20 protein-coding genes and 1 tRNA gene are annotated in these 22,167 nt (G+C 47.3%); 5 read left to right on the top strand and 16 right to left on the bottom strand.

The window, feature by feature from the left end:
• Positions 1 to 288 precede the first annotated feature (288 nt).
• Positions 289 to 846 carry a D-glycero-beta-D-manno-heptose 1,7-bisphosphate 7-phosphatase gene (gene gmhB / locus COW15_RS18720; protein WP_293634925.1) on the bottom strand — a complete coding sequence of 186 codons (558 nt, stop codon included), beginning with the start codon at positions 844 to 846 and terminating at the stop codon, positions 289 to 291.
• 407 nt (positions 847 to 1,253) lie between these two features.
• Between gmhB and COW15_RS18715 the strand changes: the two genes are divergently transcribed.
• Together COW15_RS18715 and COW15_RS18710 are read left to right on the top strand one after the other, a co-directional pair.
• Positions 1,254 to 1,925, top strand: coding sequence for a GntR family transcriptional regulator (locus tag COW15_RS18715; RefSeq protein WP_293634921.1), 672 nt, complete (start codon positions 1,254 to 1,256; stop codon positions 1,923 to 1,925).
• Positions 1,926 to 2,017: 92 nt separating this feature from the next.
• Complete coding sequence (locus COW15_RS18710; RefSeq protein ID WP_293634920.1) at positions 2,018 to 3,082, top strand: ketoacyl-ACP synthase III; 1,065 nt, start codon at positions 2,018 to 2,020, stop codon at positions 3,080 to 3,082.
• A 73-nt stretch (positions 3,083 to 3,155) separates the two neighbouring features.
• On the opposite strand, the gene COW15_RS18705 is transcribed toward COW15_RS18710, so the two are convergent.
• Both COW15_RS18705 and COW15_RS18700 read right to left on the bottom strand, forming a co-directional pair.
• Positions 3,156 to 3,749 (bottom strand): lecithin retinol acyltransferase family protein, encoded by a 594-nt coding sequence (locus COW15_RS18705; protein WP_293634919.1) that lies wholly within the window; start codon positions 3,747 to 3,749, stop codon positions 3,156 to 3,158.
• A 355-nt stretch (positions 3,750 to 4,104) separates the two neighbouring features.
• Positions 4,105 to 4,181, bottom strand: a tRNA-Pro gene (locus COW15_RS18700).
• 400 nt (positions 4,182 to 4,581) lie between these two features.
• On the opposite strand from COW15_RS18700, the gene COW15_RS18695 reads away from it, so the two are divergent.
• Both COW15_RS18695 and COW15_RS18690 read left to right on the top strand, forming a co-directional pair.
• Positions 4,582 to 4,971, top strand: a complete 390-nt coding sequence (locus tag COW15_RS18695; protein WP_293634917.1) for a hypothetical protein — start codon at positions 4,582 to 4,584, stop codon at positions 4,969 to 4,971.
• Positions 4,907 to 6,763: a sensor domain-containing diguanylate cyclase gene (locus COW15_RS18690; protein ID WP_293634915.1), complete on the top strand. Its 1,857-nt coding sequence runs from the start codon at positions 4,907 to 4,909 to the stop codon at positions 6,761 to 6,763. Before COW15_RS18695 ends, COW15_RS18690 begins: the two co-directional genes overlap by 65 nt.
• Before the next feature lie 15 nt (positions 6,764 to 6,778).
• Here COW15_RS18690 and COW15_RS18685 read toward each other — a convergent pair whose 3' ends face one another.
• Positions 6,779 to 8,245 carry an alpha/beta fold hydrolase gene (locus COW15_RS18685; protein ID WP_293634913.1) on the bottom strand — a complete coding sequence of 489 codons (1,467 nt, stop codon included), beginning with the start codon at positions 8,243 to 8,245 and terminating at the stop codon, positions 6,779 to 6,781.
• A gap of 165 nt (positions 8,246 to 8,410) precedes the next feature.
• On the opposite strand from COW15_RS18685, the gene COW15_RS18680 reads away from it, so the two are divergent.
• The gene (locus COW15_RS18680) at positions 8,411 to 8,929 is read left to right on the top strand and encodes a hypothetical protein (protein WP_293634911.1); all 519 of its coding nucleotides are present in this window, start codon (positions 8,411 to 8,413) and stop codon (positions 8,927 to 8,929) included.
• A gap of 127 nt (positions 8,930 to 9,056) precedes the next feature.
• Here the strand turns inward: COW15_RS18680 and nadE are convergent, their stop codons facing one another.
• The 12 genes from nadE to COW15_RS18620 all read right to left on the bottom strand — a co-directional run bounded on the left by nadE (position 9,057) and on the right by COW15_RS18620 (position 22,113).
• Positions 9,057 to 9,887 carry an ammonia-dependent NAD(+) synthetase gene (gene nadE, locus COW15_RS18675; RefSeq protein WP_293634909.1) on the bottom strand — a complete coding sequence of 277 codons (831 nt, stop codon included), beginning with the start codon at positions 9,885 to 9,887 and terminating at the stop codon, positions 9,057 to 9,059.
• 217 nt (positions 9,888 to 10,104) lie between these two features.
• Positions 10,105 to 11,409: an inosine/guanosine kinase gene (locus COW15_RS18670; RefSeq protein WP_293634907.1), complete on the bottom strand. Its 1,305-nt coding sequence runs from the start codon at positions 11,407 to 11,409 to the stop codon at positions 10,105 to 10,107.
• Between the two features lie 203 nt (positions 11,410 to 11,612).
• The gene (gene hemH / locus COW15_RS18665; protein WP_293634905.1) at positions 11,613 to 12,650 is read right to left on the bottom strand and encodes a ferrochelatase; all 1,038 of its coding nucleotides are present in this window, start codon (positions 12,648 to 12,650) and stop codon (positions 11,613 to 11,615) included.
• Between the two features lie 79 nt (positions 12,651 to 12,729).
• Complete coding sequence (adk, locus tag COW15_RS18660) at positions 12,730 to 13,374, bottom strand: adenylate kinase (protein WP_293634924.1); 645 nt, start codon at positions 13,372 to 13,374, stop codon at positions 12,730 to 12,732.
• Between the two features lie 141 nt (positions 13,375 to 13,515).
• Entirely contained in the window at positions 13,516 to 14,379 is an 864-nt protein-coding gene (locus COW15_RS18655; RefSeq protein WP_293634903.1) for a tetratricopeptide repeat protein, read from the bottom strand.
• Between the two features lie 91 nt (positions 14,380 to 14,470).
• The gene (htpG, locus tag COW15_RS18650; protein ID WP_293634901.1) at positions 14,471 to 16,384 is read right to left on the bottom strand and encodes a molecular chaperone HtpG; all 1,914 of its coding nucleotides are present in this window, start codon (positions 16,382 to 16,384) and stop codon (positions 14,471 to 14,473) included.
• Positions 16,385 to 16,596: 212 nt separating this feature from the next.
• On the bottom strand, positions 16,597 to 17,196 hold the full coding sequence (recR, locus tag COW15_RS18645; protein ID WP_198783148.1) for a recombination mediator RecR: 600 nt from the start codon (positions 17,194 to 17,196) through the stop codon (positions 16,597 to 16,599).
• Positions 17,197 to 17,208: 12 nt separating this feature from the next.
• Complete coding sequence (locus tag COW15_RS18640) at positions 17,209 to 17,538, bottom strand: YbaB/EbfC family nucleoid-associated protein (RefSeq protein WP_028759630.1); 330 nt, start codon at positions 17,536 to 17,538, stop codon at positions 17,209 to 17,211.
• Positions 17,539 to 17,728: 190 nt separating this feature from the next.
• Complete coding sequence (gene dnaX, locus COW15_RS18635; RefSeq protein ID WP_293634898.1) at positions 17,729 to 20,644, bottom strand: DNA polymerase III subunit gamma/tau; 2,916 nt, start codon at positions 20,642 to 20,644, stop codon at positions 17,729 to 17,731.
• 118 nt (positions 20,645 to 20,762) lie between these two features.
• A complete protein-coding gene (gene apt, locus COW15_RS18630; protein ID WP_293634896.1) occupies positions 20,763 to 21,314 on the bottom strand; it encodes an adenine phosphoribosyltransferase in 552 nt (183 codons plus the stop codon).
• 230 nt (positions 21,315 to 21,544) lie between these two features.
• Complete coding sequence (locus COW15_RS18625) at positions 21,545 to 21,910, bottom strand: YbaN family protein (RefSeq protein ID WP_293634923.1); 366 nt, start codon at positions 21,908 to 21,910, stop codon at positions 21,545 to 21,547.
• 80 nt (positions 21,911 to 21,990) lie between these two features.
• Positions 21,991 to 22,113, bottom strand: a complete 123-nt coding sequence (locus COW15_RS18620; protein ID WP_269820000.1) for a hypothetical protein — start codon at positions 22,111 to 22,113, stop codon at positions 21,991 to 21,993.
• Positions 22,114 to 22,167 lie beyond the last annotated feature (54 nt).

Below are 22,167 nucleotides of genomic sequence, written 5' to 3'. Positions count from 1 at the left end.
TGGTTGATTTAATTCTTTGATTACTCACTCGAAAGTAAAGTAATTTCGATTAACTCAACACCTGTGAGTGTCCACACAGATTTGCTTGATATATTGTTAAAGAGCATGGTTAACGGCTTATTCAGCGTTTAACCCTTGACCCCGCTGGGTCAGTGGATGCGCATTATAGGGATGTCAGATTTTACCGCAACCCCTTTTTATCGAATAATGGTAAAAAACGATTCAAACGCACACTTTTTAAACTAAATGTATATTTAACCAACCCTATTGCTAAGTTTGGCGTGAGTGCTAACCCAAACTCTTCAAGTAATCAGGTACGTCGGCAATACTATCGAGCACTTTGGTCGCATCACTGCTGTCAGCAATAACCTTACCGCTACGTACTAATATGCGAGTAGACACACCAGCCGCTTTTGCCGCCTGCATATCTTCGGCTTTATCGCCCACCATCACAGACTGCGGTAGGTCGATCTTTAAGAATTTAGCGGCATCATTAAGCATGCCTGGTTTTGGTTTGCGGCAATCACAATCGACTTTATATTCACCTATGCCCTTTTCTGCATGGTGTGGACAATAGTAAATGCCGTCAAGCTCAACACCTTTATCGGCAAAGTTCCAATCCATCCATTCGGTCAGACTATGAAATTGGTCTTCGCTGTACATACCACGGGCGATGCCCGATTGATTGGTTACTACAACCAACTTATAGCCCATTTGTTTTAATGCGAGGCACGCCTCAAACACGCCTTCGATATATTCAAAGTCATCGACTTGATGTACATAACCATGGTCTTTATTAATGACACCATCACGATCTAAAAAAACAGCTCGATTGACTGCAATCACAGTACTTACTCCACTCACTCAAAAACTCACTTAAAATATCGCCTAAGGCGTTATGGCGAGTATTATTTCATTCATTGTCATAAATTGCACCGCGAAGTTTATCTTTGACGGGTTTACTGCATCCCACTTAAGACTTCAGATCAGACTTCAGATCCAACAGCGCCGTTAAAGACAATTGATTTAAGCATAGTGCTAGTGTTCATTTGCCTATGGTGAATGAGACTAGGTCACACCTCGATTTGAAATTACCAACGGTGAAGAGGGCTTTTTACAGCACTAAAGCCACTGCTAATCGGTCTTTTAGCGGGTAAACGACGGCATTCAATCAAGCATTCCCCTTTATTTGTGGTGTTTTTAACGGTAATCTTGTGCGGATAACGATAAAACACCCGAAATAGACGGAAATAATGAGTCGAACTACGCCTATAGTCCATAAAACCCGCACTCAGCTCGTTGTAGAAGTGCTCAGAGAGAAAATTCTTTCAGGTGACATAGCCGCAGGAGAACCACTCAGACAAAGTGCTTTGGCCGAAGCCTTAAATGTCAGCCGGATCCCGGTAAGAGAAGCGTTATTGCAACTTGAGGCTGAAGGTTTAGTCAAGTTTGAACCCCATAAGGGGGCGACTGCGACCGTGTTATCCGTCGAACAGGTTACCGAACTTTTTGAATTACGTGCGATGATAGAAACCGATCTGCTCGCCAAAGCGATCCCTCTGCTCGCTGAAGAGGATTTAATTAAAGCAGAACGGGTACTGGAGCAATTAGAGTCGGCCTTTAAACATGAAGATGCCGTTGCCAGTTGGAGTGAGCTAAATACTCAATTCCATACCTGTTTATACCAGGCTGCTAATCGTCCACATACGCTTGAGGTTGTTCATGGCCTCAATACAAACTGTGATAGATATATACGTTTGCAATTACTGTTAGCTGGGGGCATCCCCGCCGCTGAACATGAGCACCGCGCTCTATTGAATTATTGCAAGCAAAGAGAAACAGAAAAAGCCACGGCGTTACTGCGACATCATATTTTGCATGCCGCAATGACTATTCGCGATCTCGTCGCCAAACAGGTGGTGTAGATCACGGAAAGCCATTCGTTATACCGATAAGCTTTGTTGTCGATTCAAGGCAGCACTTCAGGTTCTGCCTTTTTTATTTGAGAGAAAATACCATGCAGTACGCCACTATCACTGGTTGGGGGAAATGCGTTCCACCCGCCACACTGACTAACGATGATCTTGCAACCTTTATAGAAACCTCCGATGAATGGATTAAGTCACGCACCGGGATCAGTCAGCGTCATATCAGCCATGTGAATACTTCAGAATTGGCATCCGTCGCCGCTAAACACGCCCTCGCAGCTGCGGGCATTGATGGCAGCGAAATAGACATGATCATTCTGGCCACCGCCAGTCCAGATACTTTGATCCCAAATATCGCCTCAACGGTACAAGCCAATATTGGTGCCAGCTGCGCCGCGTTTGATATTAACGCCGCCTGTAGTGGCTTCCTCTACGGCGTAGGTTTAGCCAGTTCGCAAATTAAGAGCGGCCAGTGCAAAAAAGTATTAGTTATCGGTGCCGAGCGCCTCTCTTTTTATCTCGATTGGTCACGCCGCGAAACGGCGGTACTCTTCGGTGATGGTGCGGGGGCAGTCGTGATTGAAGCCACTGATATTCCGGGCGGCATATTGGGCTACGAGCTCAATAACGACCCAGATGGCCGTGATATTCTTAAAGCTGGCTTTGGCACTGCGATGGATAGATTCTCTGCCGAATCGTTGGATTTTTATATTCAATTTGATGGCCAAGAAATCTTCAAGCGCGCCATTAACGGCATGAACAAATTGAGCACGCAAGTGCTTGAAAAATGCGGGGTGAATAAGGATGAAGTGGATTTAGTTATTCCACATCAAGCGAATGAGCGCATTATCGATACCCTCGTTAGCCGAATGAAAATTCCGAAAGAAAAAGCCTTTGTGAATATTGCTAACTATGGCAATACCTCGGCGGCGACGATTCCTATTGCGATTTGTGATGCGTTGGAAAAAGGTCTTATCAAACCGCATCAAACAATACTCTCTTGTGCATTCGGTGCAGGGTTAACTTCTGCGGCGCTGCTATTCAAATGGGGCGAGCGAGTCACACCAATTACCCTGAGTGATGCCCAATTGCCACCTTGCGATAAAACTGGCATTGAATTAGTTAAGCCTGCGGTGGACTATTTCTGCAAATAATTGGGTTCTGCCAATAATCCTGGTGCAACACTCGCGACATAGCCATCTTCGGATGGCTTTTTAGTTTCCAAAGTTAATCACTCAGCTGTGGTAACTGCATTTCATCCCAATAAATCCCTTGATTAAAATGCACAGCCAGCTTCTGATTTAACTCGTTAAAGCTCTTGATTGAAATCTCATACCCACTCATACATGACCAAACAAAACGATGGCAATTATTGTCGAATAGATCGTATTCGCGGTATTGATAAATCGCCTGCTGGGCACGATCCAGCACAGCTTCAGAGACCAAAGGTTGATGTTGATGATTGCAGGCAAGATAGATCTGGCTCCCCGTACGTCCCGCTAAAAAGCGTTTTATCGATACGGCTCGAACCAAACCAGAGCCATGAAGCTCGACCAAACAATCATCACCGAGCCAAATAGCCGTATGCTCTATCATTCCAAAGACATAACAACAAACAATACTGCCAGGCTCAGGGAGCACTTGTTTAAAGCCCTTCTGCCATTGGCTCGGCGCCGCCAACATAGCGCGATTGGTGGGGGCTTGCTTGGGAGCCCGGCCGAGCAATCTATCACGCTCAAGCTGCAGACGCTTTTGCCGTTCATCCGCTAAGAACGCCGCACCAATGGCAGCACCGCCAAGCCAAAGTAACGGTAATGGCATAATGATCTCCCATGCACTCAATTAAGAACTAGATTAGCTAGTTATAGGAGTGAAGTACAACCCCACAGGTGGCCAAATCACAACTGACATTATCCATCCGTCTATGATCATGATTAGCCCCTCCCCGGGACATGTCCTGTCTCATCTCTCAAACAAGCGCCATATAATCGATGTCGGACTTTCTCACTTTTGCAGTTGCGCTATCAATGCAGTCGAGCGACAAAAAGCCATGCTTATGTCGATCTGGGAACTATCTGTGCTAAGAAGACGTTTTGTGGGGGTGTACTTAAAAAGCTAGAAACTAAAAAGCCTCACTTAAAAAGTGAGGCTTTTTATACTCTTAAAAAGAGAAATTTGGTCGGTATGAGAGGATTCGAACCTCCGACCCCTGACACCCCATGACAGTGCGCTACCGGGCTGCGCTACATACCGAAATTTAAGTGATCCATGACATTATTCGAGATAAGCCTAAATCACTCTGTACTTAAGGCGCTTTTTGCTGGGGTTCGCCTTAAGTGAGCCAGACTTTAGCAATTGCCTCGCGCCTACGCAAGTGCTTAGTGACATCTCTTTGATCAACTGCTTAGTTTCTAGTCTGAATGATTAAATTTATAACCGTTCGCGATATTAACCCTCTAGGAAAGTGAATTGAGGTCCGCATTATCGACCTCCCTGTCTTTGCAAAAAAATGCAGCGCATTTTGCAAAATCAAATGGCGAAACATCTGCTAAGCTAAGATGGCTAAGTCACTTTATGCAGTGATTTATATCACTTATTCAAACTTAGCGATGATTAAACTTGGTTGGGATAATTAATTTCAAGGAACCTTTCTTTGCGTCTACCGGCATTTAATCCTGCGCACCTCAAACTAGCCACTCTCCTTGGACTGATTGGCCTTATTATCAATCTGTACCCTATTCCCCTCAGTGCCAATGTGCAATTAATTCTCGGGAATACAGCGGTCGTTATCGTGGCGATTTTATTGGGTCCTTGGTACGCCCTATTTACGGCTTTTTTCACTGCGACAGGGTTAATGCTGATCTGGTCGAGTCCCCATGTGTATATCGTCTTTTTACTCGAAGCACTTTGGCTAGGTTTCGTTCGCCGTAAGGATGCTCATATTCTCTATGCCAGTATCAGTTATTGGCTTTTAGTTAATGGGGTTATACCTTTGGTTAATGACAGGTATACCACTCAGTCATATTACTTTTATCACGGTTAAACAAGCATTTAATGGTATTTTATATACCACTCTCGGAGAGCTTTGTGTCGTTGCACTGCCGAGTCTGTGGCACCTGAAAGGCAAATTGGTTAATCATACTCGCCGCACCTTTAGTGTGCAGTTGAGTTATCTGTTTATCCTGTTCACTACCATTAGTTTGTTGATCTCATCCCTAATGTTTAATCACTATTTTATGGATAAACAACAAATGTTGTTTACCCGTAATCTTGATGACACTGGGATATCCCTTAGCCACGCGACTGAAACTTATATCAGAACTAACACTAACACTAACACTATCGCCAGTATCGCTAAACTCGTCAGCATCGTAGATGCGCCATTCAACAATTGGCAGGATTTACTTTCCAGTGTCGAGAGCTTGAGTCTCAGTTTTAGCACCCTATTCATTGCGAATGAAAAAGGGGAAATTACGGCGGCCAGCCCACCCGAAAAGCTACAGTATTTGAATCAACAGTTCCCCAAATTCACCATAAACAATAGGGATTACTTTACGCAGTCATTCGACTACCACAACACCTACGTCTCACCCGCATTTATCGGGCAAAGCCTAGGTAACGAGATTGTCATAGTGATCAGCGCCCCCATCTTGAAGGGACATACAAACATCCCAATCGGAATTGTGGGAGGAAGCTTAGATTTAAGTTATTTCTCAAGTATCGATAAGCAAAACCGGCACCATCAGACTCAATCCATTGTTCTACTTGATGATAAAAATAATATTGTTTATGCATCGGAAAGATTGGGACTCAAACCTCTGACACCTTTTACCTATACGACGGGTAGCGCGGAATATAACACGAGGCTTAATCTGATGAATATTAAGCAAATTAATGCAAAGATACCCGAATATATTTATACCCACAACACCTTGAATAATGGCTGGCAGATCTATGTCGTTGAGCCCTTTCTCCCTTTGCTTAAGCTGGCTCAAAAACAATATGCCAACACCATGATTTTGCTCTTAATCGGTATGTTTATTGCCATTCTCGTCGCCAAAGCCATCAGTCGCTTAACCACAACCCCCCTAGCACTGCTCGCCCAGCATTTTAACCAAGCAAAAGATGGCAAGATGAATGGTGAAAAATTTGAGCACCCGTTGTTCGGCAAGAGTACCCCTAAAGAGATCTATAGCTTATATAAGAGCCTCGAAGCGAACCAGCAAGCACTCCTTAGCTATCAATCAGAATTAGAAGAGAAAGTACAACAACGCACCATAGATTTAGAGATCGCCAATCAGAAATTGCAAGAAATGGCCGAACGCGATCCCCTCACCAATCTCTATAACCGTCGTTACACTGAACAACAGTTCTTATCTATCCAAGAGCTGTGCGAGCGCGCAGAGAATGCCATTGCCGTCGTACTGTTAGACCTCGATTTCTTTAAAAAAGTGAACGATACCTATGGCCATTTAGCGGGGGATGAATGTTTAAGAGTCATGGCTCAAGTGCTATCGAGTCATTTTAAACGGGATGTCGACTTGCTTTGCCGCTATGGTGGTGAAGAGTTTGTATTAGTGTTGCCTATGTGCAATGCCTTAAATGTCGAGGAGCATCTGAATCAATTCCGCGAACGGCTCGCAAAACAAATCATTACCGATCCAGCAACCCAAAAAAGCTTCAGTGTCACTGTCAGTATTGGCGCGCTGATCGCTGATGCCTCCTACAATGCTTCCCTGGACGTTTGGCTAAAACAAGCCGATGAAAATCTCTATAGGGCAAAAGATCGGGGTCGCAACTGCATAGTCTGCACTCATATTATCGAACCCACCTAGAAGATCAATTGCATATTATGGCTTGATATGGGCCGCTTGATATTGGTCAATCCGTGACAACACATAGGGGAAAAATGGATTCCATTTCTGCCTAAGCATTTCAGCCGCCGAGACACTCAGCACACCACGCTCACCACGGGCGGCCGCGCCACCAATCTGAATGCGGCGCTTGTCGGTATCGTTTCTTAGACCATAGAGTCCATCATCCTCGGCAAAGAGTATTGCCACATGGGATAAGGAATACACTCCCGCTGGCCAGTACAGGGTTAAGGGCGCAATAGTCGATGATGCTTGTTGACGAGGTAAAACACCAAATTCCCGAGCCTGTACCTGTGTGGTCTCAGCGTTGATATTTTCGATCAAAGTGCCACGATAATGCACACGGCTAGGATTAGTCGGTAACAGCTGGGGTAGAGGGTCATTGAGCATCATATTGCGATTAATTGAGGTGCGATTCATATCAAACAAAACCAATTCGTGACCCTTTGCAGGCAGTACTTGATAGAGAGTATTGACCACTGCATTACTTGAGACGGTTGCATCCACTACGGATTGAAAGGTGAGTATCGACGGGAGCTTTTCTCGCTGTAAAGCCGTTAATCCCGCCAGCAATCCCTGATTGCGCAATGCCAATTGATATACCACATCCCCCGCATTCACCGCAAAAGACATGTATTTAAAGGGATCATACTCCACTTGAATACTGTTCCACTGCAATTTATCCAACCCTAACAACTGACCAATCCAGTTCTGCCAACGTGCTGCAGCAGCACTGGGCGCCAGGCCGATTGCCGGTGAGATAAAAATCATCCCCGCATAATCTGGGGACCTATTTCGGTTGATAAGTTCAAGTTCATGGTTGAGAGCTGCGGCAGCGCCCGTCGAAAAACCAATCACAAATAAGGGTTTACCCTTAAGCTCCTGCTTCATATGGGCGGTAGCTAAGTTGACCGCCGCGGCTAAATCCTGCCAATAGAGTTCAGTCAGCCCACTTGGGAGGGTACCGTGTCCAGGAAAACGCAGTCCAAGCACATGGGCCTTCCCCTTAAAGTGCGTGGCCACATTGGACATGGCATAGGGTGAATCAGACATGCCGTGGAGCAGTAATACACCAAAGGGGGCATAGGCCTTGGGCCACTCGAAGCTACGATTCCAGTTCTGTGGCCAATGGGTAGGATCCGAGAGACTGTTTTTCACATAACGATTCACGGGCGAAGCATCCGTCGTCGAAACTTTTTTGAGGACCTTATTGTCCACTTCGGCAAATAACTTATCTTCTAAGGCGATGTAATCACTAAAATTGTCAAGTTTGGTATTGTAATGGAACTCGTTTTTAAGTTCGGTGGTATGCCAAAGGGACAGATCGGGTCTGGCATTGAGAAAGTGTATCCCTGTCAATAACAGGGCAACGGTAATCCCCAAACAGGCATAAAATGTTGCGAAAAATAAATGCTTGGTTGAGCCTATGATAATCGCTTTCATTCTAGTCCTTTGAATCCCTTAAAATACGCAAGCTAATTATAAGGTTAGATAAAAATAAACCTCAACTTTCATGTTTAATATTTGATCTGACGACAATTTAGCTTCAACGGTTTGCTCGACTTAGGTTAAGATCCGCCCCACTTTATATTCGCGAATTCCATTGATATGCACATTGGCCCGACCGCTGCGCCCTATGCGTTTTATCTCCCCAATGTGCCACTGTTCCCCGACAATTGGCATATCGAGCAAGATAACGCGATAGCAGAACTTATCGCCTTAAATGGTAACCACTGGCGCAAGATATTCACAATTATGGCAAAAATTTGTGCTTACGGTGAGGATTGGCGCCATTATCGCGACAACTTATTGCTCAAAAAGCACCAAATGCTATTGATAGGCGCCGATAGCCTCTCGCCCCACGCCAGTATTCATCTTATCTGTGGTCAAACGGCCGCCACATCATTAGGGATTGCTATCGATAGCGATATTGCCTCAACAGGCCAGCAAGCGGCGCAGCACTTACTGCAAGCGTCTCAAGGTAAGCTGCAAGACATAACGACGAAAGTACTGACACAATCTCCACACTCAAGCTTTGTACTGCTGACGCCCTACTTAGACTATCGCCAATACTCGAATGCCTTAATTACACTTACGCGCGCACACCTCCAAGCTGGGCACAACTAAACTGAAAACGACTAGGCTGGATTCGACAAGCTTTTGCGCATAAAAAAGCACCCGAATTAGGGTGCTTTTTAGCTAATATTTAGACAGTGGACAACTTAGTGATTAAGCCATCAGTAAAGGGTCAAGCTTAGTCGTAGATAGTCGGGATTGGCTGACGCTTATGTTGCGTTGCCTTGTAGATATTAATCAGCTTTTCTTCAACGGCTTTGTCGACGGCTTTCCCCTCGAGGAAATCATCAATTTGCTCGTAGGTCAGTCCAAGCGCGACTTCATCTTCCAATAGCGGTTGATTATCTTCTAAATCTGCAGTGGGCGCCTTATAGACTAAGGATTCCGGCGCCCCAAGGTAGGCGGCTAGCTGGCGTACTTGACGTTTATTAAGACCAAATAAAGGGGCTAAATCGCAGGCACCGTCACCCCACTTAGTGTAAAAACCGGTAATATTTTCGGCGCTGTGATCAGTGCCCACCACTAAACCGCCGACCAAACCGGCTAACTCATACTGGGCGATCATCCGCATCCGCGCTTTCACGTTACCCTTAATAAAATCAACTTTGGCCGCATCCGGTGAGTGCAGTCCCGCTTCGACAAAGGCGGTTAAGGTCGCTTGATGCACGCCATCAACCCCTTGATGCACATTGATTGTGACTAATTTAGTCGGTTGAATAAATTGACAAGCTTGTTGGGCTTCGTGCTCATCTTTTTGAATTTGATAGGGTAAACGCACCGCAATAAATTGATAGCCACCATCAGGATGCTCACTATTGAGGCTATCCACAGCGAGCTGACATAAACGCCCGGCGGTGGAGGAATCAACACCACCACTGATCCCCAACACTAATGCTTTGCTGCGGGCTTCTTTCAGTTTTGCCTTGATAAACGCCACACGGCGCTGCACTTCAAATTCTGGCTCAATCGTCTTGAGCACCTTCATTTCTTTTAAGATTTGCGCTTTCACCGAAAATTCCACCTTAAACAATCACTGTGATTTGGGTCGATTCGAACCCACTAACGGTAACATTTATTCGACCTTGTCTGTAGCGAAAAATATCGCCCATTGGGCTAATTGTTGAGGAAAACGTCATCACGCCAGCACCAAAAACATTGCGCCCATAAAACAACAAGGGCAATAACGGTTTGCCGCTATTGCCCCTGTTAACTCAGCCAGTACTGGCTTATCTTTCCCAGTAGGACTCTTCTAAGCTGTCTTCCCGTTCGGGTAAGCCACGGGATAAACGTGGACTGTGCTGGGCCAACACCTCGTAAGCCACGCGGTTAGCGTACTTGCAAATTTGCGAGAATGAGGAATAACAGAGCCCATCACGCTTATGTTTGCTTGAACCGGGCACATTGGCTTTATGGAACGTATTGGCCGCCAGATCGTGCAATAACGCTGAGAGCGCACCATCCCCCGCACCGTTAGTGTTACCGATTTTTTCAGGCCCACCCATATAAGGGGAAATATGGGCATACACTTTAATCGGCGTTTCGCAGTCACTTTTCAATTTAGGCCGCGAGAATTCATAACGGTTAAATTCAGGGATTGCGCCAGGTAATAAGGTGTGCGTGGTTTCGCGCTTTTCTGACTCTTCGGCATAACCCGCAGTATACAAACCAATAGGGCCAGCGGTAGTTAACACCATATCGCACCACTCTAATGCCGTTTCACTGGCCAATAGAGGGTCACGAAACCCCGTTAGGGCCTCGCCTTCATCCTCATTCATCGCAAGGATAGTCACGTGTTCTTTGATGAAGTTTTGCCACCAGAGTGGATCTTCCTCGATCAAGAAACGGGTGCCCAGAGTCAATACCACTGGCACTTCGGCTTCTTTTGCGTATTCAATCGCGCACATAGCCGCATCGGTGATCCTGTCGCCGCCGCTGGCGCGCATTAAGTAGGCGGTTAACACTAAGGCCGAACTGCCCTGCACTACTTTTTTATCGATAAATTCCGGTGTCAATTTATCCATGGCGCCTTTGCTAATCGCAAACGTTCGCTCACCACACTCAGAAATCAGGGTAAAACAGCGGCCAATAGGCCCATCGACGGGTTGCAGGAAGTTAAGATCCACTTTAGAGGAGGTATTACAAAGGTAACGGTAGGCGTAACTGCCCACCTCAATATTTTGGCTCATCACCCCGAATAACACAGAGCGGTCATCGGCCAAAATAGAATAATTGTGCACTGTATTACCTATAGTGCCACCGGCAAATTCATCACTGATCAAACCGTTTTGTTTCAGCTCGGTATAGAGTTGATGGGCTTGCTCATCATCGATCAGGGTCGAATTTCCCTTAGGCAATCCATAACGACTGAGCAGTTCATCTTCCACCTTGGCTTCGATATCCACTAGGGTTTGATCTATACCACTGATGTAAGTGGCAAAGGGTTGAGGCTGTTGAGTCAGCTGCTCAAGCAGTGGGTCTCGGGTTTTGACCGGGAAATAATGTTTCGACTTGCGCTGACCGGGAAACTTCATAGTGGTTCTCTTTTCCTGGCATCCATGCTAATTGGCATTATGACGAGCATATACTCGCCAGCGTCCTAAAAATAATGAGTCTAGGCTAGCGAGACAAAAAATCCACTCCCTAGCCACAAGGGCGCAGATTCTACCATAAAATCAGCATGAAACTAGGGGCGTGTTAGCGTTTCAAGTGCAGATGTTTAAGAGGTCATCCTACGTCAATCCCAAGATAGGGCTTGCTCTTGTACTAGTAGTCTCAGTAGCTCTATATGCAGCTCATCATCATTTAAGCAGGGAATAAATCGGTATTTCTCACCACCTGCATGTAAGAAGGTTTCTTTACCGCCAATGGAGATTTCCTCTAGGGTTTCGAGGCAATCGGTGGCAAAGGCAGGGCAAATTACATCGACACTTTTCACCCCTTGGCGGGGTAAATCGGCTAGTAATTGGTCGGCATAGGGGGTTAGCCATTCTTCTTTACCGAAGCGGGATTGGAAACACACCTGCCATTGTCCTTCACCGAGCCCTAATGCCTGTGCTAATAACTTGGCCGTTGCGTGGCACTGCTTAGGATAAGGATCACCTTCGGTCGCATAACGCAGCGGAATACCGTGGAAGGATAAAATCAGCTTATCGGCCTGCCCATGGGTTTTCCAATGACGTTTTACCGAATGCGCCAGCGCCGCAATATAGGCGCCATGGTCGAAATACTGTTTGTTAAAACGCAGCTCTGGCATATCACGTACGGCTTTAACATAACAGGCAACAGCATCGAACACACTGGCCACCGTCGAGCAGGAATACTGCGGATACAGCGGCAATACCACGATGCGCTCGGCGCCTTGGGCTTTGAGTTTGGTAAAGCCGCTATCAATCGAAGGATTGCCATAGCTCATACCCAGCTCCACCGGAATGGTTTGATTAAAGGTCGCACTTAAATCCGTGGCTAACTTTTGCGCCTGGCGTCGACTTATGACCATTAACGGTGAGCCCTGCTCAGTCCACACACTTTGATAAAGTTTGGCGACCTTCTTAGGTCGGGTGTTAAGGATAATCCCCTGTAAAATGGGCTGCCACAGCCAAGGGGATAAATCGACGACACGAGGATCACTTAAAAACTGCTTGAGAAATCGCTTAACCGCTTTCGGAGTGGGTTCATCGGGCGTACCAAGATTTACTAATAACACGCCAAACGCAGGAGAGGGAGAAGTCAATGTGCTACCTTTTATCAGCCAATTACCTCGGCAGGCTAACATTCAGTCGCCCATAAAAAAAGCCTGCTCAGGCAGGCTTTTTCTTAATATGAGAACTTGTTCTCGAATTTAAGCTATGTGTTTATTTCAGCACGCTGGCAAGTTGCTCACTCACCGCAGCAACTGACTGAGTACCATCAAATTTGTGGTATTGAGTGTTACCCGCCGCAGCCACTTTACCGTAGTATTCAACGAGCGGCTTAGTTTGCTCGTGGTAAATCGCGAGGCGCTTACGCACTGTGCTTTCTTCGTCGTCAGGACGAATAGCTAAATCTTCACCCGTCACATCGTCCTTACCTTCCACTTTTGGTGGATTGAATACCACATGGTAAACACGGCCAGAACCTGGGTGAACACGGCGACCACTCATGCGCTTAACGATTTCTTCATCTGGCACATCGATTTCAATCACGTGATCAATGCTAATACCGTTTGCCGCCATCGCATCCGCCTGTGGGATGGTACGTGGGAAACCGTCTAACAGGAAACCTTTAGCACAGTCGTCCTGTGCGATACGCTCTTTAACCAGTCCAATGATCAGATCATCAGAAACCAGTTGACCAGCATCCATCACTTTCTTCGCTTCTAACCCCAGCGGAGTACCGGCTTTAACGGCGGCGCGTAACATATCGCCAGTAGAAATTTGTGGGATACCATACTGTTCCATAATGAACTGGGCTTGGGTACCTTTACCGGCACCGGGGGCGCCCAATAGGATAATGCGCATCTCAAGAGTCCTCTTTTTCGCATTGATATTCTTCTTAGGGCGGCGATCTTCGCACATCTGGCCGCTATTGAGAAGGGTTTTAGCTTCGACTTTAGCCTCAGAAAATACAAATAAACCGCGGATCCAGGGCAATTTTACGCATTAATAGAGCAAGGTATAGAGCTTACGGCGATATTGATTTGCCAGACTATTGCCTTGGCCAAGTGCGGTTAATATATCCATAAACACTTGTTTTATTGTGCCATTTTCAGCACCAAGATCCTGACTGAGTACACCGAATAACAGCGCTAATGCCTCATCATCGCGGTGAGCCGAATGGAGTGCCTTGCTTAGCTCGAGTAATAGCACTAAATTCTGCGGATGTTGCTCAAATTTATGCTGTAGATCGCGGATTTCTGGCGTATCCGCCGCATCTAAAGCCAGCGTTAATTTCGCCTTTAAGCTCTGGTAATAACCGTCTTGATCCGCGAGTCCGATCTGCTCGAGTAAAGCTTGGGCTTGGGCAAGTTCGCCCTGCATTAGATACACATCGGCGAGCACTAAACTCACTTCACCCACATGGTTTGAGGCGCTATAGGCCTCCTTCAGTAACACAGCAGCCGTGGCTAAATCGTCATTGGAAACTTGGCTTAAGGCGAGTAAGGCTTTAGCTTGCTCAAGCTGTAATTGCCACAGGGGTGGTAAATACTTCTCGAGCATAGCGCTAAGCTGCACCGCCTCCTGCATTCCGGCAAAACCGTCGATCGGTTGGCCCTTATCCAGCACTAAGGTGGTAGGTAAGCTTTGTATGCGGAAATAGTTAGCGATTTCCAGTTCAGCTTCGCAGTTCACTTTAGCAAGCACAAAACGCCCAGCATGTTGCAACGCCAATTGCTCTAGCATCTGCACTAGGGCCACACTTTGCGCTTGAGGCTGTGCCCAAAATGCTAATACCACGATCTGTTGCATCGAAGCATCAACCACTTGCTGAATATTGTCTTTAGTCAGATCGAGGATATTGTCCATGGTGTTCCCTTAATATCAAAAGCATCTAACGTTGAAATAAGTGCTAAAAAATAAGGCCCATAGTATAGAGATCTATGGGCCCAAACGTTTCTTACTTCAGATTCGCCAGTAACATTTGGTTCATCAGCTTAATAAAGGCCGATGGATCGGCAAGGCTGCCCTTTTCCGATAACTGCGCCTGTTGTAGCAGTAAGTTTGACCAATCTGCAAAGGCGGCTTCATCCTGAAGATCATTAAGGTGCGACACTAATGGGTGCGCTGGGTTGATCTCGAATGTCGGCTTAACCTCAGGTACAGGCTGCCCAGCCGCCTGCATCAGTTTGATCATTTGGGTCGACATTTCACCTTCTCCCGTCACCACACAGGCTGGGGTGTCGGTTAAACGTGAGGTCACCTTAACATCGGCCACACTTGCGCCCAACGCCGTTTTGATACGCTCAAGGAGAGGTGCAGCTTCCTCGGCAAGTTTCTCCTGCGCTTCCTTCTCGGTCGCATCTTCAAGCTCACCTAATTCCAGCTCGCCACGGGTCACTGAATGCAGTTGTTTCTCTTTGTACTCAGTTAAGTGGTTGATTAACCACTCGTCGATACGCTCTGACATCAGCAATACTTCGATGTCTTTCTTACACAACAGTTCTAAGTGCGGGCTGTTGGCGGCCGCTTCGTGGCTGTCGGCAACGATATAGTAAATCTTGCTTTGACCTTCTTTCATGCGGCTGATGTAGTCATCGAGTGACACAGTCGGTGCCCCGCTGCCCGTATGGGTCGATGCAAAACGCAGTAAGCCAGCGATACGCTCACGGTTAGCAAAGTCTTCCGCAGGCCCTTCCTTCAACACTTGGCCAAATTCAGCCCAGAAGGTCTGGTATTTTTCCACATCATCCTTGGCCAGTTTTTCCAGCATACCGAGCACACGTTTGGTGATACCCGTACGCATCGCTTTGGTGATGTGGTTGTCTTGCAAAATCTCGCGGGACACGTTCAGCGGTAGATCGTTCGAGTCAATTAAGCCCTGCACGAAGCGCAGGTAAGACGGCATAAACTGCTCGGCGTCATCCATAATAAACACGCGCTGGACAAACAGTTTCAGACCATGCTTACGGTCGCGGTTCCACATATCCCATGGTGCTTTTGCTGGTATATACAATAGGTTAGTATATTCCTGTTTACCTTCTACGCGGTTGTGACTCCAGAGCAATGCGTCTGTATAGTCGTGGGAAATGTGCTTATAAAACTCTTGATATTCTTCGTCGCTGATCTCAGACTTATTGCGCATCCACAGGGCGGTCGCCTTGTTCATGACTTTCCAGTAACCTTCGGTCGCGGGAATTTTTTCGCCATCTGGACCATCACGCTCAGGGGTGCCCTCCTGCCACATTTCTACTGGCACAGAGATATGATCTGAGTACTTAGTGATAATTGAGCGCAGGCGCCAATCGTCGGCAAATTCTTTTTCGTCATCACGTAGGTGCAGGGTGATTTCGGTACCACGGCTCGCCTTAGTGATGGTTTCGACGGTGAAGTTGCCCTCGCCTTCCGATTCCCACAACACGGCTTCACTGGCCTGATGGCCTGCAGCGCGGGTGCGGACTGTGACTTTTTTCGCGACGATAAAGGCTGAGTAAAAGCCCACACCGAACTGGCCGATTAGCTGCGAGTCTTTTGAGGCTTCGCCAGAGAGGTTTTTGAAGAATTCCGCGGTGCCCGATTTTGCGATAGTGCCTAAATGCTCAATCACGCCATCACGGGTCATACCCACACCATTATCTTCAATGGTTACAGTACCTTTATCTTTGTCTGCGCTAATACGCACCCGCAGTTCACCGTCACCTTCGTATAATGCGTCATTGGTCAACGCGAGGTAACGCAGCTTATCGGCCGCATCCGCAGCGTTGGAGACCAGTTCACGCAAGAAAATTTCTTTGTTGGAATACAAAGAATGGATCATCAAATGCAACAGCTGTTTGACTTCAGTTTGAAAACCATGAGTTTCTTGTTGTGACATGAAATTTTCCTTATTTGTTACGCAATTTACTAAAAATAACGCTCAGTGTTTACTTAAATGGGGCTGCAAATTGGCTTTTCAAGGGCAAGGAATAAAACGAGTCGTGAATGGTGAAAAATAAGGCATTTTGAGGGGATAAAGGCCAATAAAAAACCCGCACAAGCAGTCACTGGGCGGGTTTCATAGACAATGATCTTTTGAGAAGCCGTCCGCTATAAAGGTAAACGGCCATTAAAGGACAATGCCAAAGTGGTGCTATCGACATATTCAAGCTCACCACCCACGGGAACGCCATGGGCGATACGGCTGATCATCACCCTATGGCGCCTGGCCATATCGGCGATAAAATGCGCCGTTGCCTCCCCTTCAACCGTGGGGTTGGTGGCGAGGATCAGCTCAGAAACATCCCCCGAGGCTAAGTGACGTTCGAGTAAGGCAAGCCCTAACTCATCTGGCCCAACCCCATCGAGGGGAGACAAATGGCCTAGCAGTACAAAATAGCGACCACTGAAATGTCCACCCGCCTCAATGGCTAACACATCCGCCGGGGTTTCAACCACACAGATAGTGGTGGATGAACCGCGCTTATGGCTAGCACAAATGGGGCACAGAGTCTCTTCAGTATAGGTTCGGCAGGACTGACAATGGCCGATATCGCTCATGGCACTGGACAGGGCACTGGCTAATTTAAGCCCCGCCTTTCTGTCCCGTTCAAGCAACTGAAACGCCATACGTTGTGCCGACTTAGGCCCAACCCCAGGTAAACAACGCAGGGACTGAATTAGCTCATCAAGCAGTGGACTAAATTTCATTGTTTATCTCAATTAAAACGGCATTTTCATGCCTGGAGGTAATTGCATACCGCCAGTGACTTCAGCCATTTTCGTTTTTTGATTCTCTTCGATGCGACGGGCGGCATCGTTACAGGCCGCAGCAATCAAATCTTCTAGCATTTCTTTATCATCTTCCATCAGACTTGGGTCAATTTCGACTTTACGCACTGTGTGCGCGCCCGTCATAGTGACCTTGACCAGACCGGCACCCGATTCGCCCACCATTTCCATGCGAGCAATTTCTTCCTGCATTTTTGCCATTTTTTCTTGCATCATCTGGGCTTGTTTCATCAAATTGCCCATACCGCCTTTTCCAAACATAGTCATTTCTCTTCTATTAGGGTGAGTCGCAAGCTTTTAAGCTGGCTAATCTTACTGAAATAAATCGGATTGGCAATCTATGCCGTTATCCCGTTAATAAACTTATGATCTCGATACGCAGTTTTAGGCATTATCCAAGCCAGTCACACGCGATAGCATTCGCTTGACGGATGAAGCCATATAACCTGGATCACTTAGGCTCAGGCAACGCTTGAATTTGCTGGCTGCGTTGGTTTAACAGTTCTGGTGGATACACTAAGGTATCGGTGTCAAGCTCTGCCCCAAGACGCTGAATAAGCCATTGAACATTATCGTCTTTAATTAAGGATTGCTGCGCCTGCTGCAATAATTCTTGGTGGAAACGCTTACGCAGTTCGAGTGGCGTTTCCCGCTTTGGATCGCTTCCTATGACCACTTTTACCCGCCTGGGGTTCCCAAGCGTCGTGGTCAGAGCCTGTTCAAGTTGTTCAATGGCGATATCGGCCGCTAAGTGCTTCTGATCGGGTTTTAATAATAATGGCAAGGGATCTTCGAGTGCCTGACACACAGAATTCACGGCCAGTTGGCGTACGCGGCCGCCAACCTCTAAACTCGCCATTAATTTATACCAGTGCAAATCCAGCGGATCGCCGCTAATAGGCTCAGCCACACAAAGCCCTGTTTCACGGTGGCCAGCGGCGCTAGTTTCTACAACAAGGGCTTGAACTGGCGTGGTTTTGACTTCACTCGCCCTTGGTAATGGCTGCGAAACACTCACTTCAACACTCAGCTCGCTGACCGCCACAAACTCAGTACTGGCCGCCGCTGTAGGCGCCTCTTCCCAGGGCGGACGATCGTTACTCTCTAACTGGGCTTTAACTGGCGCACTCGGCCTATCATCATAACCTGCCCCATCAAACCCACGCTTATCGATACTAAGCTTATCAAAATCAGCTTCATCCAAATCAGCCTTATCAAAGCCCGCAGTCACTTTAGCCGCTGGCATTACCGATGGTGTTGGCAGGGTGTTCAATACGGGCCGAGAACTGACACTGGGCTCAGCAGCACTCTTACCGAGGGCGGGTACTTTCAGCTTTGGATCCAGTGATGGCTTTTTTTCATCACCGTCCTTAGCACTCAAGGCCTCGAGATCTGACAGCAGCGATTCCCGTGCAGCCAGCACCGCCGATAAAATATCGTCATCCTCTAGGGGCGTTGTCACGACTGGATTGGTGGGATTTTGCGCCCTTAATGGCTGACTTGCCGAGTTAGATGCAGCGGATAGCGGCGTTTCAGAGATTGAACTCGCCCCTTGTACTGGCGTGCTTTCCTGCCCTAACGCTGCGCCATCGTCATTAAAAAAGTAAGCGTTATCAATTTGATAGGCATCTTGGTAGGCATCGAGTGATACGGGATCTTCCGCATAATGAGCATATTCACCGTAGGCATAATCGAGCGGGCCGTGGTCTGCAATATCAGGCCCTTGAACGCCTTGCTCAGCAGAAATAGGCGTCTGAGAGCTCACGGTGCGAATGCTACCAGTATCATCACTAGCATCACGGCCAGCACCATGGCTTGCCGCATTATCACTACCAGCGCTATCTGCATCGGCAATATCAACGCTATCGGCATTCGCACTATCGGTATCGACGCGAGGCGTAGCTAAGGCATTGATAGATAAATGTTGGGTGTCAAATGTCAGCGTAGTAGCCACATCAGACCGTTCGGTTTGTGGGCTAAATCCCTGACTCTGCGCTTGGCTGATGATCAGCTTTTGCTCCGCCACTAATGCCGCATTGAGGGCGGCATCGGACAGCGTTTCATCGGTGGCAAGGTCAGTTTTTAGGGCTACTTCAGCTTGAGAGACCATAGGCTCGGCTACTGCGGGTTCAGAAACAGCAGGCTCAATTAATACTGTTTTTTTTTCAGCCTCTTTTTCAACCACTCTTTCTGCCATTGGGGCGACAGCCACAGTCGATAGCGGAGTTTGCCCCGAAGGCAGACTCACCTCGGCCGGTGCATCGACTTGCCAGCGTTTAACCGTTTTTTCTGGCACAAAGGCAACGGCGCGCAGTAATGCCATTTCCAGACCCGATTTAGGATCCGCGGCGTAGGGCAAGTCCTTACGTCCAGTTAATAGAATTTGGTAATACAACTGCACTTGCTCTGGGGCGAGCTGCTCGGCAAAGGCGCGAATTTGCGCACAGTATAAGGATTGCTGAGCCGCAGCCGGGGCAAATTGCGTTAGGGTGATCTGGTGTAATAACTCCAGCAAACTGCGCAGCACTTCTTGGGCATCGGCGCCATAGGCCAGCACTTGATTACAGGTTTGCATTAACACGCCAATGTCGGCATCGGTTAAGGCTTTCAGTAAGGCCACCACATGCTGTTCATCGATACTGCCGAGCATGGTCTGCACTTGGGTGAGCATCACAGTGCCACCGCCAAAGGCAATGGCCTGATCCGTTAGACTCAAGGCATCCCTCATACTGCCATTGGCGGCTTTGGCAAGGAGTGTTAACGCTTCAGACTCGAAGGGAAGCTGCTCTTGGGTCAAGATATGATTGAGCTGAGTGCCAATTTCCTGCTGAGTCAAACTTTTTAAATTGAACTGCAAACAACGGGATAGCACAGTCACGGGCAGTTTCTGTGGATCGGTGGTTGCTAGCAGAAATTTAACGTGCTCGGGGGGTTCTTCTAAGGTTTTTAGCAGTGCGTTAAAACTGCTGCGCGACAGCATATGCACTTCGTCGATAAGATAAACCTTAAAACGGCCACGGGTCGGGCGATATTGCACATTGTCCAACAACTCGCGGGTATCATCGACCTTAGTGCGGGAGGCGGCATCGACTTCAATTAGATCGACAAATCGCCCCTGGGCAATTTCAACACAACTACCACAGACGCCGCAGGGCGATGCAGTGACACCTTGTTCGCAATTTAAGCCTTTGGCAAAGAGTCGCGCTAAGCTGGTTTTGCCCACGCCTCGCGTCCCCGTGAACAGGTAGGCATGGTGTAAACGCTGCTGACTTAACGCATTGGTTAAAGCATGCAAAACATGGCTTTGACCAACCATTTGTTCAAATGTGGCAGGGCGCCATTTTCTGGCTAACACCTGATATGACATGGAACTCCCCAGAGTGTGTGATACAAAAATGGGAGCATGCGCCCCGGGAACGTTGAAAGATAACATGTCAGGGTGTGACATGCCATTAAACTATCCCAAGGCGCCTTTGGCTGAAGAATTATTCGCCTTCAAACTCACAAAGTTTAACGAGTTCAAGCCCTAATGCCGTTAAACGCTGCTCACCACCTAAATCGGGCAGAGAGATCACAAAGGCCGCATCCTTCACTTCGCCCCCCAGTTGACGGATAAGTTTAACCGTCGCTTCGATTGTGCCGCCCGTCGCCAGTAAATCGTCAACGACCAAGACTTTATCATTGGCAACAATGGCATCAATGTGGATTTCGAGGCTATCGTGGCCATATTCAAGCTCATAGCTTTGGCTAATGGTTTCACGGGGTAATTTACCCGGTTTACGAACTGGCACAAAACCCACCCCTAACTCTAGGGCTAAGGGCGCGCCAAATAAGAAACCGCGGGCTTCGGTACCGACAATCTTGGTAAAGCCTTTACCACGGTAATGTTCAACCAACAGATCGATAGTCGCCTTATAGGCCGTGGCATTCTCAAGCAAACTGGTGACATCGCGAAATAGGATCCCTTCCTTAGGGTAATTCGGAATCGTTTTAATGCTTTGCTTTATCAAGGATAAGGTTTCTGTATTCATAGCCATCATATTTACTTAATAAGTTACTTAATCTGTTCGCCAATACTGACGGTAAAAACAAAACGTCCACATCGAGTGTGGACGAGCGTAGAAAAGTCGCACAAAGCTTATGCCGCTTTGGTTTGAGTTGCAACAGGCACTGCGCTCAAGTGATGAATTGGTTATCAATTTGTGCCTTAGATCAAACCCTATTCACACAAGGTCAAACCCATCACAAAAGGACCATACAAGGACCATTATTCAATTTCGGGAATACGGCTAAGATACCAGAGCAAACACAGGGCCATAGTGAATAATAGCCCTTTCACCCACAGGAGTGGCACCAGCACAATACTGAGACTAAAGCTAAGGGCGCTTAGCATCATTGCTTTTCGCTTCAATCCTTTACGTATTGCTCCTTGCTGCTGCCATTGGGTTAATGCATCGGCAAACCATGGATGCGCCATCAGCCAGTTGTGTAGACGTTCACTCGAGCGAGCAAAACAAAAAGCGGCCAGCAAAATAAAGGGCACAGTCGGTAATAGGGGCAACACAATACCGAGTAGCCCTAGGACTAACGCCGTTAATCCCACGACTAAAAAGAATCCGCGCTTCAATACCATAAGCTGATAATGCCCTTCTCTAAAAAACAAAAGCCACTCAAAGAGTGGCAATTGTATATCAACTCGAGCTTAAAACCTGCTTAAATTAAACCTAGATGTTTTAACCAAGTCAGGCTTGCTGGCAGTGTCGGCAACAATAAGACTAAAATAAAACCAATAAAATACATAAAGTTAAATGGGTCTTTAAATGGCTGACTACTCATTACAGCTCCTCAAGTATATGCAAGTAAGTGCGCGGGATCTAATGGTGATGAAGA

Origin of the sequence: Shewanella sp. CG12_big_fil_rev_8_21_14_0_65_47_15, from assembly GCF_002783505.1 — a bacterium.
GTDB lineage: Bacteria > Pseudomonadota > Gammaproteobacteria > Enterobacterales > Shewanellaceae > Shewanella.
This window is presented reverse-complemented; position numbering and strand designations above follow the sequence as displayed.